This window comes from Aeromicrobium sp. Root236, from assembly GCF_001428805.1.
In the GTDB taxonomy this organism is placed as follows: domain Bacteria; phylum Actinomycetota; class Actinomycetes; order Propionibacteriales; family Nocardioidaceae; genus Aeromicrobium.
Window position 1 is genome coordinate 788322 of the sequence record NZ_LMIS01000001.1, and the last position, 26848, is coordinate 815169.

General features: G+C 68.0%; 30 protein-coding genes. 18 read left to right on the forward strand and 12 right to left on the reverse strand.

What is annotated here, in order from left to right:
* Positions 1 to 8: 8 nt before the first annotated feature.
* A complete protein-coding gene (gene rmuC, locus ASE12_RS04055; protein WP_082582068.1) occupies positions 9 to 1352 on the reverse strand; it encodes a DNA recombination protein RmuC in 1344 nt (447 codons plus the stop codon).
* A 102-nt stretch (positions 1353 to 1454) separates the two neighbouring features.
* On the opposite strand from rmuC, the gene ASE12_RS04060 reads away from it, so the two are divergent.
* From ASE12_RS04060 to tgt, 5 genes are read left to right on the forward strand one after another with little or no spacing between them, the layout of a single operon-like run.
* Entirely contained in the window at positions 1455 to 2075 is a 621-nt protein-coding gene (locus ASE12_RS04060; RefSeq protein WP_056397269.1) for an NAD(P)H-dependent oxidoreductase, read from the forward strand.
* A 10-nt stretch (positions 2076 to 2085) separates the two neighbouring features.
* Complete coding sequence (locus ASE12_RS20315) at positions 2086 to 2727, forward strand: hypothetical protein (protein ID WP_056397270.1); 642 nt, start codon at positions 2086 to 2088, stop codon at positions 2725 to 2727.
* A 49-nt stretch (positions 2728 to 2776) separates the two neighbouring features.
* Positions 2777 to 3181: a M48 family metallopeptidase gene (locus ASE12_RS04070; protein WP_157412805.1), complete on the forward strand. Its 405-nt coding sequence runs from the start codon at positions 2777 to 2779 to the stop codon at positions 3179 to 3181.
* A gap of 26 nt (positions 3182 to 3207) precedes the next feature.
* On the forward strand, positions 3208 to 3840 hold the full coding sequence (locus ASE12_RS04075; RefSeq protein ID WP_235508836.1) for a M50 family metallopeptidase: 633 nt from the start codon (positions 3208 to 3210) through the stop codon (positions 3838 to 3840).
* A 4-nt stretch (positions 3841 to 3844) separates the two neighbouring features.
* On the forward strand, positions 3845 to 5044 hold the full coding sequence (gene tgt, locus ASE12_RS04080; protein WP_056397271.1) for a tRNA guanosine(34) transglycosylase Tgt: 1200 nt from the start codon (positions 3845 to 3847) through the stop codon (positions 5042 to 5044).
* 119 nt (positions 5045 to 5163) lie between these two features.
* Here tgt and ASE12_RS04085 read toward each other — a convergent pair whose 3' ends face one another.
* Entirely contained in the window at positions 5164 to 5892 is a 729-nt protein-coding gene (locus ASE12_RS04085) for a queuosine precursor transporter (protein WP_056397272.1), read from the reverse strand.
* Between the two features lie 43 nt (positions 5893 to 5935).
* On the opposite strand from ASE12_RS04085, the gene ASE12_RS04090 reads away from it, so the two are divergent.
* Both ASE12_RS04090 and ASE12_RS04095 read left to right on the forward strand, forming a co-directional pair.
* Entirely contained in the window at positions 5936 to 7189 is a 1254-nt protein-coding gene (locus ASE12_RS04090; protein WP_056397273.1) for a geranylgeranyl reductase family protein, read from the forward strand.
* A 44-nt stretch (positions 7190 to 7233) separates the two neighbouring features.
* The gene (locus ASE12_RS04095; RefSeq protein ID WP_056397276.1) at positions 7234 to 8046 is read left to right on the forward strand and encodes a hypothetical protein; all 813 of its coding nucleotides are present in this window, start codon (positions 7234 to 7236) and stop codon (positions 8044 to 8046) included.
* A gap of 62 nt (positions 8047 to 8108) precedes the next feature.
* On the opposite strand, the gene ASE12_RS04100 is transcribed toward ASE12_RS04095, so the two are convergent.
* The gene (locus ASE12_RS04100; RefSeq protein WP_056397279.1) at positions 8109 to 8588 is read right to left on the reverse strand and encodes a hypothetical protein; all 480 of its coding nucleotides are present in this window, start codon (positions 8586 to 8588) and stop codon (positions 8109 to 8111) included.
* Between the two features lie 130 nt (positions 8589 to 8718).
* On the reverse strand, positions 8719 to 9207 hold the full coding sequence (locus tag ASE12_RS04105) for a hypothetical protein (RefSeq protein WP_157412806.1): 489 nt from the start codon (positions 9205 to 9207) through the stop codon (positions 8719 to 8721).
* A gap of 66 nt (positions 9208 to 9273) precedes the next feature.
* Here ASE12_RS04105 and ASE12_RS04110 point away from each other — a divergent pair, with 66 nt between their 5' ends.
* The 5 genes from ASE12_RS04110 to ASE12_RS04130 all read left to right on the forward strand — a co-directional run bounded on the left by ASE12_RS04110 (position 9274) and on the right by ASE12_RS04130 (position 14367).
* Positions 9274 to 10926: an FAD-binding dehydrogenase gene (locus ASE12_RS04110; protein WP_056397282.1), complete on the forward strand. Its 1653-nt coding sequence runs from the start codon at positions 9274 to 9276 to the stop codon at positions 10924 to 10926.
* Positions 10927 to 10977: 51 nt separating this feature from the next.
* On the forward strand, positions 10978 to 11802 hold the full coding sequence (locus ASE12_RS04115) for an aldo/keto reductase (RefSeq protein WP_056397283.1): 825 nt from the start codon (positions 10978 to 10980) through the stop codon (positions 11800 to 11802).
* Between the two features lie 98 nt (positions 11803 to 11900).
* Entirely contained in the window at positions 11901 to 12296 is a 396-nt protein-coding gene (locus ASE12_RS04120) for a DUF1304 domain-containing protein (protein ID WP_056397284.1), read from the forward strand.
* Positions 12297 to 12338: 42 nt separating this feature from the next.
* Complete coding sequence (locus ASE12_RS04125) at positions 12339 to 13154, forward strand: exodeoxyribonuclease III (RefSeq protein WP_056397285.1); 816 nt, start codon at positions 12339 to 12341, stop codon at positions 13152 to 13154.
* Position 13155: 1 nt separating this feature from the next.
* Complete coding sequence (locus ASE12_RS04130) at positions 13156 to 14367, forward strand: APC family permease (protein ID WP_056397286.1); 1212 nt, start codon at positions 13156 to 13158, stop codon at positions 14365 to 14367.
* A 15-nt stretch (positions 14368 to 14382) separates the two neighbouring features.
* On the opposite strand, the gene ASE12_RS19670 is transcribed toward ASE12_RS04130, so the two are convergent.
* Positions 14383 to 15087 carry a YkvA family protein gene (locus ASE12_RS19670; RefSeq protein WP_082582069.1) on the reverse strand — a complete coding sequence of 235 codons (705 nt, stop codon included), beginning with the start codon at positions 15085 to 15087 and terminating at the stop codon, positions 14383 to 14385.
* A 110-nt stretch (positions 15088 to 15197) separates the two neighbouring features.
* On the opposite strand from ASE12_RS19670, the gene ASE12_RS04140 reads away from it, so the two are divergent.
* Positions 15198 to 15623, forward strand: a complete 426-nt coding sequence (locus ASE12_RS04140) for a MarR family winged helix-turn-helix transcriptional regulator (RefSeq protein WP_056397288.1) — start codon at positions 15198 to 15200, stop codon at positions 15621 to 15623.
* Positions 15613 to 16875, forward strand: a complete 1263-nt coding sequence (locus ASE12_RS04145; protein ID WP_056397289.1) for an MFS transporter — start codon at positions 15613 to 15615, stop codon at positions 16873 to 16875. Before ASE12_RS04140 ends, ASE12_RS04145 begins: the two co-directional genes overlap by 11 nt.
* 113 nt (positions 16876 to 16988) lie before the next feature.
* Here ASE12_RS04145 and ASE12_RS04150 read toward each other — a convergent pair whose 3' ends face one another.
* Positions 16989 to 19367: an immune inhibitor A domain-containing protein gene (locus ASE12_RS04150; RefSeq protein WP_235508837.1), complete on the reverse strand. Its 2379-nt coding sequence runs from the start codon at positions 19365 to 19367 to the stop codon at positions 16989 to 16991.
* A gap of 261 nt (positions 19368 to 19628) precedes the next feature.
* Here ASE12_RS04150 and ASE12_RS04155 point away from each other — a divergent pair, with 261 nt between their 5' ends.
* Positions 19629 to 20084 carry a CAP domain-containing protein gene (locus ASE12_RS04155; protein ID WP_082582070.1) on the forward strand — a complete coding sequence of 152 codons (456 nt, stop codon included), beginning with the start codon at positions 19629 to 19631 and terminating at the stop codon, positions 20082 to 20084.
* Positions 20085 to 20297: 213 nt separating this feature from the next.
* Positions 20298 to 20501, forward strand: coding sequence for a cold-shock protein (locus tag ASE12_RS04160; RefSeq protein WP_056214575.1), 204 nt, complete (start codon positions 20298 to 20300; stop codon positions 20499 to 20501).
* Between the two features lie 163 nt (positions 20502 to 20664).
* Here ASE12_RS04160 and ASE12_RS19975 read toward each other — a convergent pair whose 3' ends face one another.
* On the reverse strand, positions 20665 to 20841 hold the full coding sequence (locus ASE12_RS19975) for a hypothetical protein (RefSeq protein WP_157412807.1): 177 nt from the start codon (positions 20839 to 20841) through the stop codon (positions 20665 to 20667).
* 81 nt (positions 20842 to 20922) lie between these two features.
* The gene (locus tag ASE12_RS04165) at positions 20923 to 22032 is read right to left on the reverse strand and encodes a sorbosone dehydrogenase family protein (RefSeq protein ID WP_056397294.1); all 1110 of its coding nucleotides are present in this window, start codon (positions 22030 to 22032) and stop codon (positions 20923 to 20925) included.
* Between the two features lie 91 nt (positions 22033 to 22123).
* Here ASE12_RS04165 and ASE12_RS04170 point away from each other — a divergent pair, with 91 nt between their 5' ends.
* The gene (locus ASE12_RS04170) at positions 22124 to 23779 is read left to right on the forward strand and encodes a protein kinase (protein ID WP_056397295.1); all 1656 of its coding nucleotides are present in this window, start codon (positions 22124 to 22126) and stop codon (positions 23777 to 23779) included.
* 71 nt (positions 23780 to 23850) lie between these two features.
* On the forward strand, positions 23851 to 24237 hold the full coding sequence (locus tag ASE12_RS04175; RefSeq protein WP_056397296.1) for a co-chaperone YbbN: 387 nt from the start codon (positions 23851 to 23853) through the stop codon (positions 24235 to 24237).
* An 11-nt stretch (positions 24238 to 24248) separates the two neighbouring features.
* On the opposite strand, the gene ASE12_RS04180 is transcribed toward ASE12_RS04175, so the two are convergent.
* From ASE12_RS04180 to ASE12_RS04195, 4 genes are all read right to left on the reverse strand, one after another.
* Positions 24249 to 24521 carry an excalibur calcium-binding domain-containing protein gene (locus ASE12_RS04180; RefSeq protein WP_056397297.1) on the reverse strand — a complete coding sequence of 91 codons (273 nt, stop codon included), beginning with the start codon at positions 24519 to 24521 and terminating at the stop codon, positions 24249 to 24251.
* 96 nt (positions 24522 to 24617) lie between these two features.
* A complete protein-coding gene (locus tag ASE12_RS04185) occupies positions 24618 to 25406 on the reverse strand; it encodes an MBL fold metallo-hydrolase (protein ID WP_056397300.1) in 789 nt (262 codons plus the stop codon).
* 44 nt (positions 25407 to 25450) lie between these two features.
* Positions 25451 to 26269, reverse strand: coding sequence for a dioxygenase (locus tag ASE12_RS04190; RefSeq protein ID WP_056397302.1), 819 nt, complete (start codon positions 26267 to 26269; stop codon positions 25451 to 25453).
* Positions 26270 to 26308: 39 nt separating this feature from the next.
* On the reverse strand, positions 26309 to 26821 hold the full coding sequence (locus tag ASE12_RS04195; RefSeq protein ID WP_056397306.1) for a hypothetical protein: 513 nt from the start codon (positions 26819 to 26821) through the stop codon (positions 26309 to 26311).
* Positions 26822 to 26848 lie beyond the last annotated feature (27 nt).

Sequence of the window (26848 nt, forward strand, 5' to 3'; positions counted from 1 at the left end):
CGCTGAGCTCAGGCGGTGCGTTCGTCGTCGTCGGCGACGCCGGGCAGGCCAACCTGCTCGAAGTCGATCTCGGGCCGGGCGATGCCGGTCTCCTCGAGCGCGGTGAACTCGCTGGCCGTGAGCCGGCGGGTGTCACCCTCGATCTGCTTGACCTCGCCGAGCATGCGCGCCTCGTCGATGCCGTCGAGCTTGCGAGCCGTCACGAGCACGCGACCCTCGAGCGAGCCGGCGAAGTCGTTGTAGGCGCGCACCGTGGTCTCGATCGAACGGCCCAGCTTGGAGACGTGGTCGGAGAGCTTGCCGAGGCGCTTGTAGAGCTCGCGGCCGAGGTCGACCAGCTCCTGGGCGTTCTCGGCGAGGTCCTCCTGCTTCCACGTCAGCGCCACGGTCTTGAGCGTCGCCCACAGGTTGACCGGCGTGGCCAGCACGATGCCGCGGCTGAAGGCGTACTCGAGCAGCGTCGGATCGGCGTCGAGCGCGGTGTTGAGGATCGCCTCGCTCGGGATGAACGCGATCGTGTACTCGGGGCTGACCGGCAGGCCGGTCCAGTACTCCTTGCCGGCCAGGGCATCGACGTGGCCGCGGACCTGCTTGGCGTGCTGGGTCTGGAGCGTCTTGCGCTCCGCCTCGCTGATGTCCTCGCGGAACGAGTCGATGAACGCGCTGAACGGCACCTTGGAGTCGATCGCGACCTGCTTGCGGCCGGGCAGCTTGATCACCATGTCGGGACGGCGTGCACCCGAGTCCGCGGAGATCGACTCCTGCACGGAGTAGTCGATCCGGTTGAGCAGCCCCGCCGACTCAACCAGCGTCTTGAGCTGGAGCTCGCCGTAGGCACCGCGTACGGAGTTGTTGCGCAGGGCGGCCGACAGCGTCTCGGCGGCCATCTTGGACTGCTCGGCGCTCTGCCGCGTCGCCCGGATCTGGGCGGCGAGGTCGCCGTGCTGCTCGCTGCGCTGCTTCTCGAGGTCGAGCACCTTCTGCTGCATGTCCTTGAGCTGTGCGGCCACGGGGGCGAGCTTCTCGAGCACCTTGCTCTCGGTCTGCGTCGCCGCTTCGCGCTGGCGGGTCTCCTGGCGGTGCGCCTCGACTGTCTGGCGGTGCTGATCCTGGGCCAGGACGAGCTGCTCGCGGAGCCCCTGGACCGATGCCTGCGCGGCGGCGAGCTGCTGCTCGACCTCGGCACGTACGACGGCCTCGTCATGACGGACCTGCGAGATCAGTGCCGCGTGACGTGCCTCGAGCACCTGCGCGTCGACGCCGGTCTCTCCGGGACGGGACGCACGACCGAACAACCAACCCCCGACGAGGCCGAGTCCGAGTCCCACGAGAAGCACGATGACGAGTTCCATGCCGTCAGTGTCGCAACCGGGACCGACACAATCGTGGAGACAGGCCGATGACACGCCCGATCGCGCGACGCTGCGCCGCGCGGGCTGCCAGAATCGTCAACCATGGCGACCGTGATGCTCCTGCTGGCCCATCCGCGAACCACGAGCTACTGCCACGCATTGGCGGAACGGATCGGCGAGCGATTGCTCGATCTCGGCCACGAGGTACGTTCGCACGACCTCTACGCCGAGCTGTTCGATCCCGTGCTCACCGCCGAGGAGTCACACACCAGCGGCGAGACGATCGAGTCCGTCCTCGCCCGTGAGAACGACCCGATGGTCGCGCTGCACCGCGAAGAGCTCCGCCTCGCCGAGGGCCTCGTCGTCGTGCACCCCAACTGGTGGGGCATGCCGCCGGCGATCCTCACCGGATGGATCGACCGCGTGGTGGTGCCCGGCGTGGCCTACCGCCTCGCCGAGGCCACCGGATACCCCGAACCCCTCGCGCCGCTCGCCGAGCTGTTCGTCGTCAACACGTCCGACACCACGGATGAACGGGAGCGCGAGCTCTACCACGATCCCCTGGCGTCGATCTGGGGTCGCTGCGTCGCGCCCTACCTCGGCGGTCCGCGGGTCACCCGCCGCGTGCTGCGCCCAGTCACCGACTCGACCGACGAGCAGCGCGGTGCGTGGCTCGACGAGGTAGAAACGCTGGCATCAGAGGTATTCGGGTCAGCCCCCTAGGCTGGCCGGTATGTCTGAGCGTCGCGGGTTCCTGGGTGAGGTCTCCTGGTTCCAGCTCGCTGCGAGCGTGCTGGCCGCCGTCACGGCTGCCTGGATCGCCTCGCGCCTGGGTGTCGCCGGCACCCTCGTGGGTGCGGCACTGGGCAGCGCCGTCGTCACGATCACGTCGGCGCTCTACGCCCGTACGCTCGACAAGGGCCGCACCCTGCTCGTCACCACAGCGACGGGCACCGTGATCCAGCGTCGCGTCGACGAGGACGGCGAGATCGCCGAGACCATCGAGCAGGCCGGCGAGGACGCACCGGTCGAGCGCGCCGAGTTCGTGCCCGACGAGCCGGCGCCGCGCCTGCACTGGAAGACCATCATCGTGACGACCGTCGTCGTGCTGGCCCTGGCGCTCGCCGCCATCTCCACGTACGAGCTGGTGACCGGCGAGACCCTCGACGGCTCCAAGGGCACCACGATCGGAGACTCGCTCGGCGGCCACAAGGGCAAGCCCAAGCCCAGCGATCCGACGAAGACACCGACCACGACGCCCACGACGACAGCGCCCACCACGACCCCGACTCCGGGCACCACCACGCCCACCCCCGACCCGAGCGCGACGACTCCGACCCCGACGCCCACCGAGACGACCGAGCCCACGGAATGAACCCCGTCATGGCGGCGTTGACCCGGCCGACGCCCTGGAAGGAGGCTTCATGACCATCTACATGACCCCGAACCTCAGCGACGAGAAGATCGAGTCGCTCGAGCTCTTCGACGCGTTCCGCTACGGCGAGGACCTGCTCGACTCGCGCTTCCCGCGCGATGCCGCTCGGGTGCTCCGCAAGGTCGTCGAAGCCGAACCGGGCAACCCGGCCGCCTGGGAGCTGCTGGGCCGTGCCCACTTCGCGGCGGCGCACCTCCCGCTCGCCGAGGAGGCGTTCCGCAAGCTCGTCGAGCTGGAGCCCACGAGCATGTGGGCGCAGACCGCGCTCGGCCTGACCCTCGACCGGCAGAGCCGTCACAGCGAGGGCGCGGTGCACCACCGCGTCGCCGCCGCGATGGGTGCGTCGGAGCGCGACGCGACGCGGGTCGAGCTCGTGGACCGACAGACCGGCTGACGGACCTGGACACCCAGTGGGCCGCCGTGGCCACAGCCCTGGTGCTGGTCGTGCTGCCACCCGTGTGGCGTACGACCCGGCACCTCGTGACGCTCGTGCACGAGGCAGGGCACGCCGTGGTCGCGGTGCTCACCGGCCGGCGCCTCAACGGCATCCGGCTGCACAGCGACACCTCGGGGCTGACCGTCTCCAGCGGGAAGCCCCGGGGTGCCGGCATGATCGCGACCACCGCGGCCGGATACCTCGCTCCTGCGGCCCTGGGACTCGGCTCGGTGCTGCTCATCGACGCCGGTCACACCCCGTGGGCGCTGTACGCCGGGCTGGCCACGCTGGCGCTCATGCTGCTGTACATCCGCAACTGGTTCGGCCTCGTCGTCGTCGCGCTCAGCGCGCTAGCCGTCGGCCTGCTGATCTGGAAGGCGCCCGAACGCGTGCAGGACTTCGCCGCCCTGGCGTTCGCCTGGTTCCTGCTCGTCGCCGCACCCCGCATGACGCTCGACCTCTGGGCGCATCGCCGGCGAGTGCGGACGCGTACGACCGACGCGGACATCCTCGCTCGTCTCACGATCCTGCCCGCAGCTGTGTGGAACACGATCTTCCTGCTGCTCACGCTCGCCGCCCTGGCCGGAGCGGTTCGCGTCACCGATCTGTTCACCTGATTGGATGGCGGACGTGTTCACCGTCGGCAAGGAGCTCGAAGGCGCCCTCGGGCGTACCGGCACGATCTCGACCCCGCACGGCGACATCCGAACGCCTGCCTTCATCCCGGTCGGGACCCGTGCCACGGTCAAGGCCGTGCTGCCCGAGGCCATGGCCGACCTCGGCGCCCAGGCGCTGCTCGCCAACGCGTACCACCTCTACCTGCAGCCCGGGGCCGACATCATCGACGAGGCGGGCGGCCTCGGTACGTTCATGAACTGGCGCGGGCCGACGTTCACCGACTCCGGTGGCTTCCAGGTGCTGTCGCTCGGCGCCGGGTTCAAGAAGACGCTGTCGATGGACGCCAAGGGTGTCGAGGCCGACGACGTCATCGCCGAGGGCAAGGACCGCCTCGCGCTCGTCGACGACGACGGCGTGACCTTCACCTCGCACCTCGACGGCTCCAAGCACCGGTTCACCCCCGAGGTGTCGATGCAGATCCAGCACCAGCTCGGCGCCGACATCATGTTCGCCTTCGACGAGCTGACGACGTTGATGAACTCCCGCGGCTACCAGGAGGAGTCGATCAGACGTACGCAGGCGTGGGCTGAGCGCTGCGTCGTCGAGCACCAGAGGCTCGCCGACGAGCGGTCCCACAAGCCCGCGCAGGCCTTGTTCGGCGTCGTGCAGGGCGCTCAGCACGAGGACCTGCGTCGCGCGGCGGCCCGCGGGCTCGTGGCTCTGGACTTCGACGGCTACGGCGTCGGCGGCGCGATCGAGAAGGAGAACCTCGGCACGATCGTGCGCTGGGTCAACGAGGAGCTGCCCGATGACAAGCCCCGGCACCTGCTCGGCATCAGCGAGCCCGACGACCTGTTCACCGCCGTCGAGAACGGCTGCGACACGTTCGACTGCGTCTCGCCGTCACGGGTGGCCCGCTCGTCGCGGGTGTACGCGATGACCGGTCGCTACAACCTCAACGTCGCGGCGTCACGGCGCGACTTCGGCCCGATCGACCCGGAGTGCGACTGCTACACGTGCGCGCACTACTCCAAGGCGTACCTGCACCACATGTTCAAGACCAAGGAGTACGTCGCGGCGACCCTCGCGACCATCCACAACGAACGGTTCACGGTGCGCCTCGTCGACGACATGCGTACCCACATCGAGGCCGGCACGTTCACCGAGTTCAAGACGAAGTTCCTCGCCCGGTTCTACGGCTGACCCTCGTCGGCGGTTTACCAAGAGGTCAGGGCAAACAGCCACTCACCAGGGCGCGCGCACCATGAGGAGCGGCGGTATGCCGTGAGGAGTGAAGATTGCCCTGACCTCTTGGTAAACCGTCACACCCAGTAGGTGGGCTCGCGGCGCTTCAACGCGTTGATCACCAGCATCGTCACGGGGCTCACGACGATCTCGACGGCGCACTTGAAGACGAACCCGACCACGAAGTAGTTGACGAACTGGCCGCCCGTCGAGATGCCGATCGCCGATGCCGCGATCGCGCAGAAGATGAACGTGTCCGCAGCCTCGCCGACCCCGGTCGAGCCGATCAGCCGGCGCCAGAGCCCGGGTTCGGCGCTGCGGGCCTTCATGCGCACCAGCACGTACGAGTTGAGGAACTGGCCGGTCAGGTACGCGATGAGCGAGGCCGCGACGATCTGCACACCGGACCAGACGACGCTCTCGAACGCGTCCTGGTTCTCGTAGAAGCTCGCACCGGGCAGCTTCATCGCGACCAGGAACGTGGCGAACGCGAGGATCGCCGTGCCGAAGCCGACGAGGATCGCCCGCCGCGCCGCCTTGAACCCGTAGACCTCGGAGATCACGTCGCCGAGGATGTAGGCCAGCGGGAACAGGATCGCGCCGCCGTCGGAGATGATCGGCAGCACCTGCACCGGCCCGAGCGACACGTCGTGGCCCGAGATGAACTCGGTCGACTTCGTCGCCGCGATGTTGGAGACGACGAGGACGACGCAGAACAGCGCGAGGATCACGTCGAAGTACGACGAGCCGCGCGACGCGTAGTGGATCTCGCGGTCCGGCTCGGCCGTGGTGGCAGCAGAAGTCATGGGCCCATCCTGCCAGTCTGGGCACCTCTGGGAGAATCGATGCATGACCGCTGAGCTGCCGACCCGGACCGACGTGCTCGTCGTCGGCGCCGGTCCCGCTGGAGCGGCGGCAGCGGCCTGGGCGGCGCGATTCGGCATGGACACCGTGCTCGCCGACGCCGCGACGTTCCCCCGCGACAAGACCTGCGGCGACGGCCTCACGCCCCGCGCGATCGCGGAGCTGCAGCGACTCGGACTCGAGGACTGGGTACGCGGACACGGCACCAACCGCGGTCTCCGCGCAGCCGGCTTCGGCCAGGAGCTGCTCCTCCCCTGGCCCGGCGGATCGCTGCCCGACTGGGGCTCGGCCGTGCCGCGCACCGAGCTCGACGACAAGATCTTCCGGGTAGCGGTCGAGTCCGGCGCCACACCGCTCGAAGGCGCCCGCGCCGTCGACGCGGAGCGGGACGCCTCCGGCAAGGTCACCGCGGTGACCTTCCAGCTCGGCAAGGACCGCACGCCCCACACGATCCAGTGCGACCGCCTCGTCGTGGCCGATGGCGTACGTTCGCCGCTGGGCCGCGTGCTCGGCCGCGAGTGGCACCGTGACACCGCATACGGCGTCGCCGGCCGGTCGTACGTGAAGTCGGGCCGCAGCGACGACCCTTGGATCTCCTCACACCTCGAGCTGCGCGGCGAGGACGACGAGCTGCTCCCCGGATACGGCTGGATCTTCCCGCTCAGCGACGGCGAGGTGAACCTCGGCGTCGGCGCGCTCGCCACCGCCAAGCGGCCTGCCGAGCTGCAGATCCGCCCGCTGATGGAGTACTACGCCACGCTCCGCCGCGAGGAGTGGGACCTGAGCGGCGAGCTCCGCATGCCCACGAGCGCGTTGCTGCCGATGGGCGGCGCGGTCTCCGGCGTCGCCGGGCCCAACTGGATCCTGGTCGGCGACGCGGCCGGCTGCGTCAACCCGCTCAACGGCGAGGGCATCGACTACGGCCTCGAGACCGGACGGGTCGGCGCCGAGCTCATGCGTACACACACCGACCTCCAGGACGCCTGGCCCGCACTGCTGACCACGCACTACGGCGAAGCGTTCTCGATCGCCCGTCGCCTCGCGGGGCTCATCACGGTGCCGCGCCTCCTGCCCACCGCCGGACCGGTCGGCATGCGCTCGCACCGGCTCATGACGTTCGCCCTGCGCGTGATGGGGAACTTCGTCACCGACGAGGACCGGGACTTCACCGCACGCCTCTGGCGCTGGGCCGGCCGCCAGTCCGTACGCCTCGACGACCGGCCGCCGTTCACGTCTTAGCGCGTTCACATGTGGTTGCCGCCGGCAACGGCTAATCTCTCGCCATGACCGAGCCGCCTGCGGGCCAGCCGCCGTACGAGCCTCCTCCGCCGGGCTACGGCACACCGCCTCCCGGTTATCCGCCCCCGGGTTACGGTCCGCCGCCTCCGGGCTACTACTACGGACCCCCGCGCTACGAGGTCGGCGCGGCCTTCAGCTGGGCGTGGAAGAAGTTCGGCGCCAACAAGGCGACGCTGCTCACGGGTGGTCTCGTGCTGCTGCTCGCGACACTCGTCCTGTATGCCGTTGCCATTGGCGCCGTCTTCGCAGTGGTGGATCACCCCCGGCTCTCCATCACGGACTCGTCCGGCGAGCTCGACGGGGCTGGCGACTACTTCGCGACCCTCGGCGTGGGCTACGCGGCGTTGTTCGTGCTGCTGATCTTCTACTCGGTCGTCATGGCCGGCATGATCCGGACCTGCTTGCGGATCGCGGACGGCGAGACCCCGGGGGTCGGCGCGATCTTCTCGTACCGGAACGCACCGCGCATCCTGCTGCTCGCCCTTCTGACGACCTTGGGCGGCATCGTCGGCACGATCCTGTGCTACCTGCCCGGCCTCGCGTTCGGCCTGTTCGCCGGGTTCAGCATGTACTTCCTGCTCGACCGCGATCAGAAGCCGATAGCCGCGATCGAGTCGAGCTTCACGCTGGTCAAGAACAACTTCGGCAACGCTCTCGTCGCGTTGCTCCTTGCGGGACTGGTGACCGGTGCGGGGTTGATCGCGTGTGGTGTCGGGGTGATCTTCACACTGCCCTTCGGGATCCTGGTGCACGTCTACACCTACCGGTTCCTCAGCGGTGGCCGGATCGAACCCTGACGCTCCAGAACATGACGAAGGGCCCGGCCGGAGCCGGGCCCTTCGTCGTTCAGCTCAGATGATCACGCAGCAGGCGGTGCCGGCGGCGTGTCCTTCTTGTTGATCTCCGGGATCTTCTCGCCCGAGGCCTTGAAGAGCAGGAACGCGAAGACCGTGAGGGCGATCGTCGTGATGAACAGCACCCACCCCGACCAGCCCGGCCCGACGTCGATTCCGGTGAATCCTCCGTCGCTGTAGGTGAAAGCACGCAGGATCAGCAGGAGGGTGCCGAGACCAGCTGCTGCAAGGGCGACCAAGTTCCACGGAACACCGTCCGGCAGGTTTTCAGCCGCGAACGCCTTGATCGCGATGATCACGGTGGCGACGATCACCAGAAGTATGCCGAGCGTCGCGTAGCTATCCCACGCATTCGACACGTTCTTGGACACCCCGCCGCCACTGACACGTACGTACGCTCCGAAGAACGACAGGATGATGGACAGGCCACCAGCTATCAGTGCGCCTTGTTCGAACTTGCCCAGAGACTTGAAGTCGGTGGCCATAAGAAATCTTCTCCCAACGATGAATGTTAGGGCTGAATCTAGACCCATAACGGCCCTATACGACAGACATCTCACTGCCACACGTACAACGTGTCGCGAGGAACCGCGCCGTGGTAAAAGGTCTGGATCTTCACGCCCAGGGCGGCGGCGGATGAGCGGGGCCCGGGGTCACCTCGTCAGCGAGGAGTGCCGCGACCACGGCCACCGCCGTGGCGACGGCCGTCAGCCCGAGGACGACGAAGCCCGACCAGCCGAGGCCGAAGTCCATGCCGCGGATGCCGTCGGCCGAATCGTGCTGCTCGACGAGCAGGTACAGGACGAACAGCCCACCCGCCACGAGAGAGATGGCACCGGACATCCCGGCCAGGAGGCGGCGTGCCAGCGTCTGCGACGTGGGCAGCGACGCGGCGACGATCGCGAGGACCACGCCACAGAGCAGAGCCAGGCCGCCCAAACCGCCCAGGCGATGCCAAGCGGAGAATCCCGTGGAGTACCCGCCGCCGCCCGGGCCATCGAAGTCGAACGACACCGTCAGGAAGTGCGGAACGAACGAGAACACGACGGCCGCGCCCATCGCCACTGCTGCCACAATCCGAGCAACCAGTCCGAGAGGGTTCATCGCCGAAGACTATCTGCGGGTCGGCCGACGCGGGCGGGGACACCCACGTACGACACAATCTGCGTCATGGATGCTGATGTCATCGTCGTCGGAGCGGGCCTCGCCGGCCTGGTCGCCACCGCAGAGCTTGTCGAAGCCGGCCGCAAGGTCATCCTCGTCGACCAGGAGGGCGAGCAGGGCATCGGCGGCCAGGCGTTCTGGTCGTTCGGCGGCCTGTTCTTCGTCGACTCCCCTCAGCAACGCCGCATGGGCATCAAGGACTCGGTCGAGCTCGCGATGCAGGACTGGATGGGCAGCGCCCAGTTCGACCGCGACGAGGACCACTGGCCGCGGCAATGGGCCGAGGCGTACGTCAACTTCGCCGCCGGTGAGAAGCGTGCCTGGCTGAAGGAGCGCGGCCACAGCGTGTTCCCGGTCGTCGGCTGGGCGGAGCGCGGCGGCGGGCTGGCCAGCGGCCACGGCAACTCGGTCCCCCGGTTCCACATCACCTGGGGCACCGGCCCCGGCATCGTCGAGCCGTTCGAGAAGCTGGTCCGCGGCGGCCACGACCAGGGCCTCGTGCAGTTCGCTTTCCGCCACCAGGTCGACGAGCTGATCGTCACCGACGGAGCCGTCACCGGCGTACGCGGACAGGTCCTCGAGCCGACGGACGCCGAACGCGCCGCACCCACATCGCGTACGTCCATCGGTGAGTTCACGATGACCGCGCAGGCCGTCATCGTCACGTCGGGCGGCATCGGCGGCAACCACGAGCTCGTCCGCGCCAACTGGCCCGAACGCCTCGGCACTCCCCCGGAGCACATGATCTCCGGCGTCCCGGCGCACGTCGACGGCCGCATGCTCGGCATCGCGGAGAAGGCCGGGGCGAGCCACATCAACCGCGACCGCATGTGGCACTACGTCGAGGGCATCAAGAACTGGGACCCGATCTGGCCCCTGCACGGCATCCGCATCCTTCCCGGTCCATCGTCGATCTGGCTCGACGGCGCCGGCAAGCGGCTGCCGATCCCAGGGCTTCCCGGGTTCGACACGCTCGGCACGCTCAAGCTGCTGCGGCAGAGCGGCCACGACCACTCGTGGTTCGTGCTGACCCAGGCGATCATCGAGAAGGAGTTCGCCCTCTCCGGCCAGGAGCAGAACCCCGACCTGACCGGCAAGAGCGTGCGCGAGCTCGTCAAGCAGCGCCTGGCCAAGGGTGCGACCGGGCCCGTCGAGGCGTTCAAGTCCAAGGGCGAGGACTTCATCGTCGCCGACACGATCGAGGAGCTCGTCGCCGGCATGAACGCCCTGACGCCCGACGCGCCCGTCGACGTCGAGGACGTACGTCGTCAGGTCGCCGAGCGCGACCGCGAGCTCGACAACGCGTTCACCAAGGACCTGCAGATCGCCGCGCTCAAGCAGGCGCGCAGCTACCGCGGCGACAAGCTCATCCGCGTCGCCTCCCCGCACAAGATCCTCGATCCCAAGAAGGGCCCGCTGATCGCCGTACGCCTGCACGTCCTGACCCGCAAGTCGCTCGGCGGGCTCGAGACCAACCTCGACTCCCAGGTGCTGGGCACCGACGGCTCGCCGGTCGACGGCCTGTACGCCGCGGGCGAGGTGGCCGGCTTCGGCGGCGGCGGCGTGCACGGCTACAACTCGCTCGAGGGCACGTTCCTCGGCGGCTGCATCTTCAGCGGCCGCGCCGCGGGCCGGGCCGCCGCCCAACAGGTCGGTTGAGCCCACGGTCCTTGAGCTTGTCGAAAGGACATCCCCGGTTAGGTTTGACGCATGGACACCGCACCTCTCGTGGAGCTCAACGACGGACGCCAGATGCCGCTGCTCGGCTTCGGGACGTACTCGATCAAGGACCCGCAGATCTTCGTCGAGGCGATCGACACGGGCTACCGCCTGCTCGACACCGCGACCCGCTACGAGAACGAGACCGAGGTGGGCCGCGGCATCGCCGACTCACCGGTCTCCCGCGACGAGCTGTTCGTCACGACCAAGCTGCCCGGCAACGCGCACGGCTCGCAAGGTCCGCGCATCGAGCTGAGCGCATCCCTCGAACGCCTGGGCCTCGACCACGTCGACCTCTACCTGATCCACTGGCCGCTCCCGCGCATCGACAAGTACGTCGAGACGTGGCAGGCCATGATCGAGCTGCGCGACGAGGGGCTGACCCGGTCGATCGGCGTGTCCAACTTCCTGCCCGAGCACCTCAGCCGGATCGTGGCTGAGACCGGGGTGGCGCCGGCGGTCAACCAGGTCGAGCTGCACCCCTACTTCCCGCAGGTTGAGCAGCGCGCGGCCGACGAGGGCTATCGCATCATCACGCAGAGCTGGAGCCCGATCGGCCGAGGCAGCGACCTGCTCGACAACCCGGTGCTGGCCGAGATCGGCGCGCGGCACGGCAAGTCCGTGGCCCAGGTCGTGCTGCGCTGGCACACCCAGATCGGTGCGGCACCGATCCCGAAGTCGGCCACGCCGGAACGGTTCCGCAGCAACCTCGACATCTTCGACTTCGAGCTCGACCACGACGACCTCGAGCGCATCGCCGGGCTCGACACCGGGCAACGCATCGGCGGCGACCCTCGTACGCACGAGGAGTTCTAGGCCGCGCGGCGGCCAGGTTGTGAAGCGTTGCGCACGTTCCGGGCGTCCTGAGCCTGCGCAACGCTTCAAAACCTCGCAGACCCGCTAGGTTGCAGGGCATGACCGCTCTCGCCCTGATCCTCGCCGGCATCGCCGGGTTGCTGCACGTGCTGTTCTTCAAGCTCGAGTCGCTCGACTGGCGCAAGCCGAAGACGTGGAAGACGTTCGGGCTGGCGTCGCAGGAGGACGCCGACACGATGGCGTCGCTGGCGTACAACCAGGGCTTCTACAACCTCTTCCTCGCCGTCGGCACGTTCGTCGGCATCGGGTACGTCGCGTTCTCCGACGACCACGACACCATCGGCTGGACGTTGATCGTGTTCGCCTGCGGCAGCATGCTGGCCGCCGCCGTCGTGCTGATCTCCAGCGGGGGCAAGGCCTTCGCCCGCGCCGCCGCGATCCAGGGCGTACCGGCGCTGCTGGCGGTCGCCACGGCGCTCGTCGCCGCCAGCTGACACGGGGTCAGAACCGTCGGCGCCGCCGACTACTGTGAGCCCGTGCTTCGTATCGCCACCGTCAACGTCAACGGCATCCGCGCCGCCCACAACAAGACCAGGGGCCAGACCCTCGGATTCGGCGACTGGCTCGCCGACCGGGGTGCCGACATCGTGACCCTGCAAGAGGTCCGCGCGCCCGACGAGATCGTGCGTGAGCTGACCGCCGACGCCGGTTACCACGTCGTCCACGCCGAGGCCGCCGCCAAGGGCCGGGCGGGTGTCGCCGTGCTCAGCCGCACCGAGCCCACGGAGTTCCGGGTCGGCAACGGTGACGACTACTTCCACGACTCGGGCCGCTGGATCGAGGCCGACGTGCCGCTGGCCGACGGGTCGACCCTGACGACCGTGTCGGCCTACGTGCACTCCGGCGAGGCCGGCACGCCCCGCCAGGACGACAAGTACCGATTCCTCGAGCAGATGGCCGTACGCCTCGCCGAGATCCGCGCCACCGGCAACCACGGCATCGTCACGGGCGACCTCAACGTCGGCCACACCGAGCGCGACATCAAGAACTGGAAGGGCAACGTCAAGAAGGCCGGCTTCCTGCCCGAGGAGCGCGCCTACTTCGACCGCTACTTCGGCGAGCTCGGCTGGGTCGACGTGCACCGCACCCTCGCCGGCGACGTCGACGGGCCCTACACGTGGTGGTCCATGCGCGGCCAGGCCTACGACACCGACACGGGCTGGCGCATCGACTACCAGATCGCGACACCCGAGCTGGCCGCCGCGGCTCGCGAGGCGGTGGTCGACCGGGCCTCGAGCTGGGCCGAACGCTGGTCCGACCACGCCCCTCTGGTCATCGACTACGACCTCTGACATGACCACACCGCTCGATCGGCGCCTGGGGCTCGTCGGGTCGGTCGCAGTGGGCATGAGCGCCATGATCGGCGCCGGGTTGTTCGTGGTGTTCCCGCCAGCGGTGTCCGCAGCCGGAGACGGGGTCCTCGTCGCGCTCGCCCTCGCCGCCGTGGTCGCAGCGTGCAACGCGATCTCGTCGGCCCGCCTGGCTCGTCGGCACCCGGTCGCCGGCGGCACGTACGTCTACGGCCGCGAACAGCTCGGGCCGTTGTGGGGTTACCTCGCCGGATGGTCGTTCGTCGCGGGCAAGGTCGCCTCGTGCGCCGCGATGGCGTTCGCACTGGGCCACTACCTGTGGCCCGACCACGCCCGGTTCGGCGCCTCGGCTGCTGTCGCCGTGTTCACCGCGGTCAACCTCGCGGGCGTCGAGAAGTCGGCCGCCATCAGCATCCCGCTCGTCGCGGGTGTCGTCGCCATCGTGGTCGCCGCCACCGTGGTCATGCTCACGGGATCGTCCGCGTCGAGCCCGGATCTGCCGACGTCGTCCGGCGGCGTGCTCGAGGCCGCGGGGCTGCTGTTCTTCGCCTTCGCCGGCTATGCCCGCCTGGCCACCCTCGGCGAGGAGGTGCGCGAACCCGCCCGCACCATCCCGCGCGCGATCGCCATCACGTTCGTCCTCGTGCTCGCGCTCTACGCGACGGCCGCAGTAGCACTCCTGCACGTGCTCGGCGCCGCCGGTCTCGCGGGCTCGGCTCGCCCGTTCGTCGCGGGAGTCAAGGCGGCCGATGCCGACGGATTCGTGCCGTTCGTCCTGGTTGCCGCGGCTCTCGCGGCCGGTGGCGCGCTCCTGTCGCTCATGCTCGGGGTCTCCCGCACCACCCTGGCGATGGCTCGCGACGGCCATCTGCCGCGCGGCCTCGCCGCTGTGAGCGTACGCACGAGGGTGCCTCACGCCGCCGAGATCGCCGTCGCGGTGGTGGTCGCTGGGCTGATCTGCTTCGGCGACCTCGTGACCAGCGTGGCGTTCTCGTCGTTCTGCGTGCTGATCTACTACGCCATCGCCAACGCCTCGGCGTGGACCCTCAACCGCGCCACGCTGCCACGGTTGGTGTCGGCCCTCGGTCTCGCGGGTTGCACGGCGCTGGCCCTGAGCCTGCCGCCCTCGACGATCCTCGTCGGCGCAATCGTCCTCGCTACCGGCGGCGCACTTTACGCCCTGCGTCGCCACTGAAAGACTTACGGATTCCTACCGGGTTTCCTCCCACGAGCGAAATGCATCCAGCTCATTCTTGACTCGGCCGACAACCCAAACGACAACCGTCACATCGTCCAGCAGTCCCACTCCTGGAATTGCATCAGGGATCAGATCGATCGGTGAGACGACGTAGACCAGAGCAGCTACGACCAGCAACAATGTGTCCGTCGAGATCTGTCGATAGTCGCCTTTGGCGTACGACGTGACCATCCGGATCATCGCCTTCAGATCCCCCAGCACCTCTTCGAACGGCCCCGATCTGTCGCCGGCCCGTGAAGCGGAGTCCGCAGCGAGCTTCTTCAGCTTCTCGGGGTTTTGGATGATCGAACCTGCCCTCTTGCGCGCATTCTTGAAGAACTTCGAGCTGGGGGCACTCTTCGCCAGGGCGGAGGAAGACTTCCGCAACCTTGTGGTCGCTGCGCGTCGTGTGGTCTTCAACCGCGCCGACGCCGTCTTCTTGGCGGCCGCCTTTTTCGCCGGGCTCTTCTTGGCCGCAGCCTTCTTCGCCGGACTCTTCTTGGCGGCCGTCTTCGTCGCGGGACTCTTCTTGGCGGCCGTCTTCTTCGCCGGACTCTTCTTGGCCGCAGCCTTCTTCGCCGGACTCTTCTTGGCCGCAGCCTTCTTCGCCGGACTCTTCTTGGCCGCAGCCTTCTTCGCGGAACTCTTCTTGGCCGGTATGCCGCTGGTATCGCTCATGTGATCCTTCCCCTGTCACGAGCAGAGTAGACCCGCGTGACCGACAACACGTCCGAATACGCAACGATCACAAGTTGAATGTTGCATAACTGCGTCATACACTTGGTTGCATGGCGCAACCTGATCTTGAACATCTCGCCCAGGCACTCCGCGAGTTCGCCGGTGGCCTGCTTCGCTCGACCCGCACCGACCTGCTGAGCCGCACCGCTGCCTCGACCCTGTCGTGGCTCTCACGCGAGGGGGCCATGCGGATCACGACGCTCGCCGAACGCGAAGCGGTCACCCAGCCGGCCATGACCGGTCTCGTGCAGCGCCTCGAGGCCGCCGGCCTGGTCAGCCGCAAGGCCGACGCCCGCGACGGCCGCGCCGCCCTGATCGACATCACGCCGCGCGGCCGCGAGATGCTCGAGCGCCGCCGGGCCGCCCAGGACGCCGTCATCATCGACCGACTCGCGGGGCTCTCCCCCGACGAGCTCGCTGCCGTCGAGGCAGCACTTCCTGCCCTCTACAACGTCACGGAGCTTCATGTCGTCTGACACCACCACCCTGTTCAAGCAGCCCAAGGCGGTCTACGCCGTCGCGTTCGCCTGCGTGATCTCGTTCATGGGCATCGGCCTCGTGGACCCGATCCTGCCGGCCCTCAAGACCCAGCTCGATGCCACCGAGAGCCAGGTGACCCTGCTCTTCACGAGCTATCTCGTCGTCACCGCCGTCGCGATGCTCGTCACCAACTGGGTCTCGAGCCGCCTGGGCGCCAAGCGGACGCTGCTGACGGGGCTCGTCATCATCGTCGTGTTCGCCGCGCTCGCCGGATCGACCGACACGATCTCGGGCATCGTCGCGTTCCGTGCCGGCTGGGGCCTGGGCAACGCCCTGTTCATCGCCACCTCGCTGGCGGCGATCGTCGCCAGCGCCCGTGGTGGGTTCGCCGGGGCGATCATCCTGTACGAAGCCGCGCTGGGCCTGGGCATCGCCGCCGGCCCCCTCGTCGGCAGCGTGCTCGGCAACATCAGCTGGCGCGGCCCGTTCTACGGTGTCTCGGCGCTCATGGCGATCGCCCTCGTCGCCACCGTGTTCCTGCTGCCCGCCACGCCGAAGCCCGAGCACCGCACGTCCCTCAGCGCGCCGTTGCGCGCCCTCGGGCATCGCGGGCTCCTCACGATGAGCGTCACGGCGCTGCTCTACAACTGGGGCTTCTTCACGATGCTCGGCTACGCGCCGTTCCCGATGGGCCTGTCGATCACGGCGCTCGGCTGGGTCTTCTTCTGCTGGGGTGTCCTGGTCGCCTTCTTCTCGGTCATCGGAGCTCCGTGGCTGCAGCAGCGATTCGGCACGGCCGCCTCGCTCTACGGCTCGCTGGGCCTGTTCGCCGTCGACCTCGCAGTCATGGCGATCAGCCCGACCAACCAGGTGCTCATGATCGGCTGTGTCATCGCCGCGGGCATCTTCATCGGCATCAACAACACGCTGATGACGCAGGCCGTCATGACGGTCTCGCCGGTCGAGCGTCCGGTGGCCTCTGCCGCGTACGGATTCGTGCGGTTCATCGGCGGCGGCCTGGCCCCGTTCGCGGCCGGCAAGCTCGTCGAGCACTTCGACGTGCACGTGCCGTTCGCGATCGGCGCGATCACGGTGCTCGTCGCGATCGGCGTGCTCGCCTCCGGCCGCCACCTGTTGGCAGACGCCGACCGCAGCCTCGCGGGTCACGACGACGAGGTCAGCGGTGAGGTCGCCGACGAGTTCGGCGGCGCCTCCGGTGCGATCGACCAGGTCGTACGCACCTCCTAGACCGCCGCGGCGTCCGCTTCCCAGGTCATAGCGGGCGCCGCGGCTCAGCCTCCGGGCACAAGTGAGGGGCGCGCACCCCCTGATGCGCGCCCCTCAGTCCTTGGCCACTCAGGTCAGTTGAACCTGACCTTCAGCGAGGTGCCGTCCTCGTCGAGGACCTTCACCTTGACGCCCACCGCAGGCAGCTTGACCCCGTGGCTGGGGAGCTCGGCGTACCAGTACTTCTTGGTGTCGTCGAACAACGGCTGGGCAGCCTGTCCACGGATGTAGCTCGGGACGCCGTTGGTGTGCAACGTCATCGAGTCCGCCTTGTGCAGCGAGAACGGTGCGTCGTACACCTGGATGCGAGGCCGCCACGGTGCACCCGTTGCGAGGTTGATGATCGGCCTCGGGTTGGCGTCGATCGGCAGGTTGCGGCCCGACCCCGGGTGAAGGCTCGTGTTGTTGTCCTTCATCGAGGTGTCCCAGTACGAGATCAGCAGGCCGTGACCGTACTTGTAGTGCTCGACCCAGTCCGGCTTCGTGTTGGTGAAGCCGAAGTTGTACGGGCCGGTCAACAGGTACTTGTCGTAGGACACGTAGGAGCGGTGACCCATGACGTAGTAGTTGTCGGCGAGGCTCGACGTGGTGGCTCCCACGATCGAGAATCCGTTGAACGTCCACGCCGGTCCACCGTCTTCTGCGCCGTCGTCCAGCACTGTCGCGCCGTCGACCGTCAGCTTGACGTCATCGAGGAACAGTCCGGGCTTGGCGAGACCGCCGTCGGTCTTGTAGTAGACCCGGAACTTGATCTTCTGTCCGGCGTACGTGTCCAGCGGGATCAGCACTTCGTCCCATGGAGCGTGGTCACCGGTGAGCGACGGGTTGCCGCTGGTGTCCGGCGGGAGCGCGGCCCCGTTGAACGAGCCGTTCAGCGCGGTCCAGTTGGCTCCGCCGTCCGTCGACGCCTGGAAGTACGCGTAGTCGTAGCCTTCCTCGATCGAGTAGCGGATCTTGGCCGTCACCGACGCCGTCGTCTTGCCGGTCAGATCGATGTCAGTCGTCATCGAGTTGGCCAGGTTGTCACCGGAGCCCGAGTAGAACTGCTTGGCACCCGAAGCCGGAGCGCCGTTGTCCTTGACGACGGTCTTCTTCGGCAGGACCACGACTGCGCCCTGGGCCTTCTTGGTGTTGTACTCCTGCGGTCCCATCGCCAACGTGCGCTTCTCCTTGGCGCCGATCGCCTCGTAGTCGAGCCAGCCGAGCTGCAGCTTCTCCCACGCACCGATGTCACCCGGTCGCGTGCCGAGCGGCTCGCCCTTGGCGTTGAGGCGGCTCTGGGCCATAAGGGTCCAGTACTCGTTGGAGTTGTCGCCGCCACCGGCGATCGCGTAGGCGTCCGGCAGGCCGAGGTCGTGTCCGTACTCGTGGACGAAGACCGAGAGGCCGCCGTTCTCGGGCTGCACCGTGTAGTCGGAGATCCAGATGCCGGTGTCGCCGATCTCGGTGCCGCCGAGGCGGTTGTAGTCCGGGCCGGTGATGCCGGCGTCGGTCAGGAAGGCGTTCCAGCGGTGCGACCAGATGGCGTCCTCTCCCTGCTGCGGGTCACCGTCGGCCTCGTCGCCGCCGGCGTGCACGATCTGGAAGTGATCGATGTAGCCGTCGGGCTCGTTGAAGTCGCCGTCGCCGTCGTAGTCGTAGCGGTCGTACTGGTCGTACGCCTGCAGCGCCGTCTTGATCTCGGCGTCGGTCTTGCCGGCGGCCTTCTGCTCCGCGATCCACGCCGTCACGGCGTCCTGGATGAGGTACCAGGTGCCGGAGTCCTCGCGGCCGTAGCGGGCCTCGTTGTAGGGAACCTTGACCCAGTCCGAGACCGTGCCGTCAACGGAGTAGCGGCCCGACGACTGCGTCTTGTAGTACGTCTTGAGCGACTCGCCGTTGGTCTTGAAGTACATGTCCTGGTAGTGCTGGCGGTTGAAGTCCGCCTGCCAGACCGTGGAGTTGTCCTTGGTGCGGTCGGGCGCGGGGATCTTGTTGTGCAGCGGGCCCTCGAACGTCGTGGGTCCGGGGGTGTCAGGGTCGGTGTCGACGTCCGGGTAGTCGGGGTGACGCTGGTTGCCGAACTCAGCGAGGATCACGAAGATCTTGTCGGCGCGCTCCTGCGAGAGCTCGACGTACTGGTCCTGCTGCTTGGCGCCGGCGCGGGCCTTGAAGTTCTTGCGGAACTTCTTGTTGCCTGCGCGGGCGGCATCGGCGGGGCTGGTGCCGCGACCGACCTTGACGACGGTGCTGCCGTCCTTCTCGACGGGCTTCAGGTCACCGTTGAGCACACCGGTGATGGCGGACTCACGCAGCTCGCGGCGCTTGTCCTCCATCGGGCTGCGCAGCTCGTCCTGCTTGTGGGTGACTCGATCGCTACCGGCGACCGGCGGTGCTGCTGACGCGGAGCTGGGAGCCGTATAGGCCGTCCCGAATGCTGCCGCGAGTGCGAGGCCGACTAGGCCTGACGTCACACGCTTCACTGTTCCCCTCGTTCCCTTTGATGGAGCAGCCGGGTGGTTTGCCCGGCCTGCGGTGCGTACGCCCTCGTGAGGCGCCCTGCACAACGGGGTCAACTTAGGTAATTTTCAGGAAGAACGGCAGTCTTGACTTTTGGCTCAGGATGACTATAAGGACTAGTCCCTTCGGACTAGGGCAATGAGACAGCCCAACTTCCACGTTCTCGGCTCCCGTCCACCCCGCCTGATTTATGGTGTGGGTGGGAGGGAGAACCCATGAAAAAAATACTGAACCCGCGCGCTCTTGCGGGAGCTTTGTTCGCAGTTCTGGTCCTGACGGCTATGCCGGCCTCGGCGATGACGCCCTACACCTACGAGTACGACGTCATCAGGTGGACCAACATCAAGCGGGTCGATCACGACAAGACCAAGGTCAAGGCCCAGTCGTGCGTCGACCGCTACGCCGAACGGCAGGCAGCGTGGATGGCCAGTCACAAGGAGCTCAAGCACCAGAGGATGCAGCCGATCATGGACGCCTGCGGATTGTCCTTGGTGTCGGAGAACATCGCGTACGGATTCGGCAGCGGTTACCGAGTCGTCGGCGCGTGGATGAAGTCGTCCGGCCACCGGGCCAACCTGCTCAACGGCAAGGTCCGCTTGATCGGCGTCGGGGCCGTGCAGGACGACGACGGAGTGTGGTGGGTGTCGCAGGTGTTCGGTCGAAAGCAGTGAGCGTTTCCGGGTGGTGAATTTTGGAATTCACCACCCGGAAGGCTTTCCCTTTGGGGTTCGCTGTGCCCTAGGCTTGTCGGCAGTTGCACGACGTTGGGCCGTAAGAATGAATGAGTTCCTCTCGGGGTGTCTAGTTCTTCTCGAAGGTTGGATGTACGTCGCGACAGTCACTCGCGAAGGTCGTGAGGGACATCTCGCCAAGAGGAGTTAGACATGGCAACAGGAACCGTCAAGTGGTTCAACGCTGACAAGGGCTTCGGATTCATCGCCCCCGACGACGGCAGCGAAGACGTCTTCGCGCACTTCAGCGCCATCCAGTCCAGCGGCTACCGCTCGCTGAACGAGAACCAGAAGGTCGAGTTCGACGTCGAGCAGGGCCAGAAGGGCCTGCAGGCCGCCAACATCCGGCCCCTTTAGGTAGGACGACAGGCTCGCGAGAGCTTGGGGGCCGGCTTGCCGGCCCCTCTAAGCAGGACGACAAGCTCGCGAGAGCTTGGGGGCCGGCTTGCCGGCCCCTCTGATTCGGACTGCGAAAGCCCCCGGAGCATTGCTCCGGGGGCTTTCGCGTGTCAGGCGTGGCTCAGAGGTGCCCGCACTCGTCCCACGCGTGGCGGCCGTACTCGGCACTCGGAGCGCTCTCGAGATAGCTGATGTCGGTGTCGGGCTTGGCGTGCCGGGGAGCGAGGCGATGAGCGGGGAACCTGGCCGACGCCTCGGCAACCTGCTGCGAATCGATCTCGAAGGTGGACTCGTCCATGGGGCTCTCCTCTGCTCACGGGCGTTGACCTGAGGATATCCTCATGTTTGCCCGCCGGGTAACCCTTACGCCCCGGTAGCTTCAGAGCGTCACGCGGAGGATCCGGTCGTCGCGGTCCCGCGGGTCGCCCCGGCCGTCGGTGTTGCTGGTGGTGACCCACAGCGCACCGTCCGGGGCCGTGACGACCGTGCGGATGCGCCCGTGGTCGCCGGCGAAGTACGCCTTGGGCTTCCCGGCGTGGTCGCCGTCAAGAGGTACCGCGAAGAGGCACTCGCCCTGCAGCGCTCCGAGGAACGCCGTCGACCGGGTGATCGCCAGGCCGGCCGGTGAGCAGTCGTCCGTGGGCCACGTGACCTTCGGGTTGACCAGGTCGTCGTCCTCGGACAGGCCCTCGACCATCGGCCAGCCGTAGTTGCCCCCACGCGCGATGAGGTTGAGCTCGTCCTTGGCCTTGTCACCGAACTCCGTGGCCCACAGCCGGCCGTCCGCGTCGTACGCGAGGCCCTCGATGTTGCGGTGCCCGTACGACCAGGTGCGGTTGCCGAACGGGTTGTCGGCGGCCGCCTTGCCGTCGTGGGTGATCCGCAGGACCTTGCCGTTGAGAGAATTCTTGTCCTGCGCCAGCGGGCCGTCGCCGGCGTCCCCGGTCGAGACGAACAGGTTGCCCTCGCCGTCGAACAAGAGGCGTCCGCCGTGGTGCCGGCCGCCGATCCCGATGCCGGTCAGGATCGGCTTCTGCGAGGCGATCACGCCACCCTTGAGCGTCAGGCGGACGACCCGGTTGTCCGAGTCGGTCGTGACGAACGCGAACAGCGTCGACTCGTCGTCCGGTGCCAGCGCCAGCCCGAGCAGGCCACCTTCTCCCCCGGGGGCACCTGATGCACCGTCGACGTCGCCGACCTTGGTGACCTTGCCGCCGGGCGTGATGCGGACGATCGAGCCCTTGTCGCGCTGCGACACGAACGCGTCGCCGCTCTCGAGGAACACGATGTCCCATGGCACGTTGAGACCGGTGGCGATCGTCGAGGCGATCGTGGGGTCGACGCTGGTGGGGGTGGCCGTGGCCGTGGTCGTGGCGGGACTCCCGGACGGCGTACGCGTCGGGCTGGGCTTCTCCCCGTCGCTGCCGCAGCCCACGAGGGTCGCGGCACCGATCGCGGCGAGGCCGGTCAGCAGGCTTCGGCGTTCCATGGATCGATCATGCCGGTCCCGACCCAACTGCGACAGTGCGTCAGCGTCTCCTCGACGTGTGACGTGCCGGATCCGCCATTAATCTTGAGGAATGCCTCCCCTGCTCGGCGGTCGATACCGCCTCGACAAGCTCATCGGTGGTGGCGGCATGGGCGAGGTCTGGCAGGGCCACGACGAGGTCCTCGACCGCACGGTCGCGATCAAGATCATCCGCCCACACCTCGCCGACGACGAGAACATCCGGGCGCGACTGCGGGTCGAGGCCCAGCTGGCCGGCAAGCTGCATCATCCCGGCATCGTCGACGTGTTCGACTACGGCGAGGACGAGGAGGACGGCAAGCCGGTGCCGTTCCTGGTCATGCCGCTGATCGACGGCGCGCCGTTGTCGGCGCTGCTGGCCGAGCGGGGCACACTGTCGACCGGCGAGACGATGGCCATTGTCTCCGAGATCGCCGCGGCACTGGAGGTCGCGCACGAGGCCGGCATCGTGCACCGCGACCTCAAGCCCGGCAACATCCTGGTGACCCCCGACGGCCGGGTCATGCTGGTGGACTTCGGGATCGCGCACGCGGCAGGCGGCGAGCCGCTCACCCAGACCGGCGCTCTGGTCGGCACCGCGGACTACCTCAGCCCGGAGCAGGCCGCGGGACGTACGGCCACCCCCGCCTCGGACCTCTACTCCTTGGGCGTGGTCGCCTACACCTGTCTCAGCGGCGCCCTGCCGTTCCACCGTGACAGCGACATCGCCACAGCCCTGGCCCACCTGAACGATGCTGCTCCGGCACTGCCGGAGACCGTGCCCGACGAGGCGACGACCCTTGTCGGCGCGCTGCTGGCCAAGGAGCCCAGCGCACGACCGTCGTCCGCGACGGCGGTGTCCGTGGAGGCCGCGGCGCTCGCGACATCGATCCCCGCGCCGCCGGGCCACGCGCCGGAGATGAGCGGCGAGCCGACCATGCCCGATGCCGCCGCACGACCCGACGACACCCTCCCGGGCATCGTGGAGCGGCCCGTCAGCGTGGGCGCTCCCGGAGACGACCCCGCAACCCTCGTCGCCGCCCCGACTGGCGGGAGCACGGTGGCTGCCGAGCACGAACGCCGCGGGCGACCCCGGCGCATGGTGCTCCTCAGCTCGGCGCTGGTCGTGCTGATCGCTGCAGCGCTCGGCTGGATGCTCCTGGGCGGAGGCGCGGACACCGTGACGGTGCCCAACGTCGACGGCAAGTCACAGAGTGCCGCCACGGCCGCGCTAGAGAAGGCCGGGCTCGAGGTCGAGATCCGCAAGGTCGACGTGGCGCACATCAAGGCCGGCGAGGTCGTGCGCCAGTCCCCCAGGGCCGGCACCGATGTCGACGAGGGCTCGACCGTCACGCTGTCGGTCGCCACCGGGCGCGTACGCATCCCGGTCGACAAGCTCGTCGGGTCGACGTACGACGAGGCCGCCGCGCTCCTCGACCGCTACGGGCTCAAGGCCACCCCCTTGTTCGCGCAGTCCGACAAGCCTGCGGGGACCGTGATCGACGTCGATCCCAGCACCACGGCGAAGTCCGGCGCCACCGTGACGCTGACCGTCTCCAACGGCGTCGTGCCGCGGGACTCCTCGAATGAAGGCAAGGGCAAGGGCAAGAAGGACCCGAAGGAGGAGAAGAAGCCCGCCGGCAAGAAGGACCCGAAGCCCAAGGACCAGCCCGATCCCTCGCAACCGACACCGACGGACACGTCGACCACGCCGACGGACGGCTCCTGACGACTCCGGGAATGCCCACCACGGACGTACCGTTGAACAGTGCGTACGGAGTTTTCCTATGAGAGGCAGTCATGAGCACCGTCACCCTGACCAAGGACACCATCGACGACGTCATCGGCGCTGAGGGCATCACCCTCGTCGACTGGTGGGCCGAGTGGTGTGGTCCGTGCAAGCAGTTCGGCCCGGTCTTCGAAGCCGCCAGCGAGCAGCACAGCGACGTCGTCTTCGGCAAGATCGACACCGAGGACCAGCGCGAGCTGGCCGCCGCCGCCCAGATCACCTCGATCCCGACGCTGATGGCGTTCCGCGACGGCATCCTCGTCTTCTCGCAGCCCGGCGCCCTTCCGGCCGCCGGCCTCGAGCAGGTCATCACCGCGGTCAAGGACCTCGACATGGACGACGTGCGTCGTCAGATCGCGGCCCAGGAGGCCGAAGCCCCCGAGGCGCGCCAGGCCTGACGCCTAGGCGGCTACTTCTTCTCGCACGCGATCCCGTCCTTGTCGCGATCGCGCTTGGTGTTCTTCTTGTAGACCGCCTTGTTGCGGGTGAAGTTGGTGACCGGGGTTCCCGACGTGTGGTCGTGGGCCCCGGGCTTGCCAACCCCGTGCTTGTAGTCCTTGTTGAGCTTCTTGCAGCTGCTGTAGGACTTGGCAGCGGCTTCGGCCGGCAATGACGTCGCGGCGACCATGCCCAAGCCAAGGGCAGTGGTGCAACACGCGACGACGAGCTTCTTGATGATCATGGGGTTCCCTCCCGTGAAGACAATGACTCTCGAATCCTCGGTCACGTGGACGCGGAACGGGCCGGTTCGGTCAAAGATGGCTCCAACGAGCCATGCTCAGGCGACGACTGCCGTCGAGGCGCCGGGGTCCACCCACGTGATGCGGTCCGCGTACGGCGACGCAGCCAGCACCGCTTCGGCCTCGCCGCGGCCCTGCTGGAAGTGCGACCAGCCTTCGTAGTGCACGGGGACGACCGCGGACGGCTTGACCAGGTCCAGCAGCTCGGCGCCCTGGCGGGCGTCCATCGTGTAGCGGAACCAGCCGGTGAGGTAGCGAAAGCGCACGGAGCCCAGATGCATCAGGATCGTGCCGATGTCGAGGCGCGAGGCGACGTCGCGCAGCCCTCGGAACAGCACGGTGTCACCGGTCATCCACAACGCCCCGTGCTCCTGCCCCGCCCACTCGAGCGCGAACCCGATGACCGGGCCGGTGATCGGATTGAGGCCCACGGGACCGTGCTGGCATGGCGTCGCGGTGACGGTGATCGTCTCCTTGCCGGACGCCTCCAACGTCCAGGTGTCCCACGCCGCCAGACCGATCGCCCCGCCGCCGAGCTTCGCCGCCGCCTTCGTGGTGGTCAGGACGGTGCCGAGCCGCGGCAGCATCGAGACGCCGGTGGGGTCGAGGTTGTCCGCGTGATGGTGGTGGCTGATCAGCACAGCATCGATCGGGCCGAGATCATCGGGCGTCACCGACGGGCCCACGAGCTTGCTGGACATGGTGCCCCAGCCGAAGAAGTAGCGCCGGCCGGGCGGGTCGAAGGTCGGGTCCGTGAGGATGCGCCAACCGCCGAACTCGAGGAGAGCGGTCGGACCGCCGATGTGGGTGATGGTGACTGCTGTCATGTCGGCTCCTTCGGGGTGCCGCACAGCATACGAGCCGGGCGCCGTCAGGCGGAGATGAACGACCTCATGCCGACCGAGCCCATGTCGATCTCCTCGTTGAAGAACTCGATCTCCTCGCCGTCCTCGAGCAGGCTCAGCGCGGCGACCATCGGCCGGTAGTGATCATCGGTGGGCACCGCGATGCGGGCCTCGGACCAGGTGGCATAGGGATTGACGAGCTTGCTCACCTCGCGGTTGCGGAGCGCGTCGGCGGTGTCGGCGTCGAACTGCGCGGCCCAGTCCCAGGCGGTGCCGCCGTCCCACTTGACCCGGCCGAGGGCGTGCACGATGTTGCCGCTGCCGATGAACACGACGCCGCGGCGTCGCATCGCCCGCAGCCGGCCGTAGAGCTGGTAGAGCTCGGGCAGCGGCATGGCGTAGTCGATGCTGATCTGCAGGATCGGGACCTCGGGCGCGGGTGCGAGGTGCTTGAGCACGCTCCAGGTGCCGTGATCGAGGCCCCACTGCTTGTCGAGCTCGGCCTCGTAGTCGACGAGCTGCTTGGCAAGGAGCCTCGCGACGTCGGTGTCACCGACGGTGTCGTACTGGACCCGGTAGAGCTCGTCGGGGAACCCGCCGAAGTCGTAGATGATCTTGTTCTTGGGCGCATCGGTGATGTGGGTCTGACCGGGAGTCAGCCAGTGCGCGCTGATCACGACGATGGCCTGAGCCTCGGGCAGCCCACGGCCGACCTCGGACCACTTCTGCGTGAACGAGTTGTCGGTGATGGCGTACATGGGGTTGCCGTGACCCACGAAGAGCACCGGCATCAACGGGCTGGGCTGCAGCCGGTTGTCCAGGTCCGAGATCGAGTAGGTCGCCATGGTGCCGTTCCTCCGGTAGTTGATGCTTCAACTATAGCATCACCACTGGGGTCCCGGCTCCTGCTTGAAGCGGCTCGGGACGTCCTGCGCCCATTCATCGGGTGCGCTGGCCGCCGAGCGCGCCTCGAGGTCGATGCGGGCCTGCTTGACCGCGGCCTCGGCGTCCTCGTAGGTGTGGGCGAACAGCGACATGTCGAGCAGTCCCTGCCGTGTCAGGAGGCTGAGCAGCCGCGACACGAGACTGATCTGCGTACGCGCCTCGCCCAGGCCCTCAGGCAGCCAGGGCTCCTGGAGGAAGCCCGGCAGCACGCAGACGAGCTCGTCGGGACCGTAGAGGTGCCAGAACGCGCCGTGCTCGTGGAACTCACGCTCCGCCGACAACACCGTGCCCGGGTCGGTGCCGAGCCATCGACCCATGTCTGCGGTGTCGAGGTAGTGGGTGAGCCGATCGCGCACGCGCACGTAGCGGCGCACGGTCGGCTCGGCGCGACCTGACGCCTCCTGCGCGAAGAAGTCGTCGAGCAGGGGCCAACCGGGTTCGTCTGGATCCATGCCTCGACTCAACCACCGAGGTCTGAC

Coding starts and splice junctions, on each gene's coding strand:
- ASE12_RS04165 (WP_056397294.1), bottom strand. CDS start 22,032: ATGGAACGCCGAAGCCTGCTGACCGGCCTCGCCGCGATCGGTGCCGCG.
- ASE12_RS04115 (WP_056397283.1), top strand. CDS start 10,978: ATGGACACCGCACCTCTCGTGGAGCTCAACGACGGACGCCAGATGCCG.
- ASE12_RS04100 (WP_056397279.1), bottom strand. CDS start 8,588: ATGGCCACCGACTTCAAGTCTCTGGGCAAGTTCGAACAAGGCGCACTG.
- rmuC (WP_082582068.1), bottom strand. CDS start 1,352: ATGGAACTCGTCATCGTGCTTCTCGTGGGACTCGGACTCGGCCTCGTC.
- ASE12_RS04070 (WP_157412805.1), top strand. CDS start 2,777: ATGACCATCTACATGACCCCGAACCTCAGCGACGAGAAGATCGAGTCG.
- ASE12_RS04090 (WP_056397273.1), top strand. CDS start 5,936: ATGACCGCTGAGCTGCCGACCCGGACCGACGTGCTCGTCGTCGGCGCC.
- ASE12_RS04120 (WP_056397284.1), top strand. CDS start 11,901: ATGACCGCTCTCGCCCTGATCCTCGCCGGCATCGCCGGGTTGCTGCAC.
- ASE12_RS04085 (WP_056397272.1), bottom strand. CDS start 5,892: ATGACTTCTGCTGCCACCACGGCCGAGCCGGACCGCGAGATCCACTAC.
- ASE12_RS04145 (WP_056397289.1), top strand. CDS start 15,613: ATGTCGTCTGACACCACCACCCTGTTCAAGCAGCCCAAGGCGGTCTAC.
- ASE12_RS04195 (WP_056397306.1), bottom strand. CDS start 26,821: ATGGATCCAGACGAACCCGGTTGGCCCCTGCTCGACGACTTCTTCGCG.
- ASE12_RS04175 (WP_056397296.1), top strand. CDS start 23,851: ATGAGCACCGTCACCCTGACCAAGGACACCATCGACGACGTCATCGGC.
- ASE12_RS04190 (WP_056397302.1), bottom strand. CDS start 26,269: ATGGCGACCTACTCGATCTCGGACCTGGACAACCGGCTGCAGCCCAGC.
- ASE12_RS20315 (WP_056397270.1), top strand. CDS start 2,086: ATGTCTGAGCGTCGCGGGTTCCTGGGTGAGGTCTCCTGGTTCCAGCTC.
- ASE12_RS04180 (WP_056397297.1), bottom strand. CDS start 24,521: ATGATCATCAAGAAGCTCGTCGTCGCGTGTTGCACCACTGCCCTTGGC.
- ASE12_RS04110 (WP_056397282.1), top strand. CDS start 9,274: ATGGATGCTGATGTCATCGTCGTCGGAGCGGGCCTCGCCGGCCTGGTC.
- ASE12_RS04160 (WP_056214575.1), top strand. CDS start 20,298: ATGGCAACAGGAACCGTCAAGTGGTTCAACGCTGACAAGGGCTTCGGA.
- ASE12_RS04130 (WP_056397286.1), top strand. CDS start 13,156: ATGACCACACCGCTCGATCGGCGCCTGGGGCTCGTCGGGTCGGTCGCA.
- ASE12_RS04105 (WP_157412806.1), bottom strand. CDS start 9,207: ATGAACCCTCTCGGACTGGTTGCTCGGATTGTGGCAGCAGTGGCGATG.
- ASE12_RS04095 (WP_056397276.1), top strand. CDS start 7,234: ATGACCGAGCCGCCTGCGGGCCAGCCGCCGTACGAGCCTCCTCCGCCG.
- ASE12_RS04155 (WP_082582070.1), top strand. CDS start 19,629: ATGAAAAAAATACTGAACCCGCGCGCTCTTGCGGGAGCTTTGTTCGCA.
- ASE12_RS04185 (WP_056397300.1), bottom strand. CDS start 25,406: ATGACAGCAGTCACCATCACCCACATCGGCGGTCCGACCGCTCTCCTC.
- ASE12_RS04170 (WP_056397295.1), top strand. CDS start 22,124: ATGCCTCCCCTGCTCGGCGGTCGATACCGCCTCGACAAGCTCATCGGT.
- ASE12_RS19975 (WP_157412807.1), bottom strand. CDS start 20,841: ATGGACGAGTCCACCTTCGAGATCGATTCGCAGCAGGTTGCCGAGGCG.
- ASE12_RS19670 (WP_082582069.1), bottom strand. CDS start 15,087: ATGAGCGATACCAGCGGCATACCGGCCAAGAAGAGTTCCGCGAAGAAG.
- tgt (WP_056397271.1), top strand. CDS start 3,845: ATGGCGGACGTGTTCACCGTCGGCAAGGAGCTCGAAGGCGCCCTCGGG.
- ASE12_RS04140 (WP_056397288.1), top strand. CDS start 15,198: ATGGCGCAACCTGATCTTGAACATCTCGCCCAGGCACTCCGCGAGTTC.
- ASE12_RS04060 (WP_056397269.1), top strand. CDS start 1,455: ATGGCGACCGTGATGCTCCTGCTGGCCCATCCGCGAACCACGAGCTAC.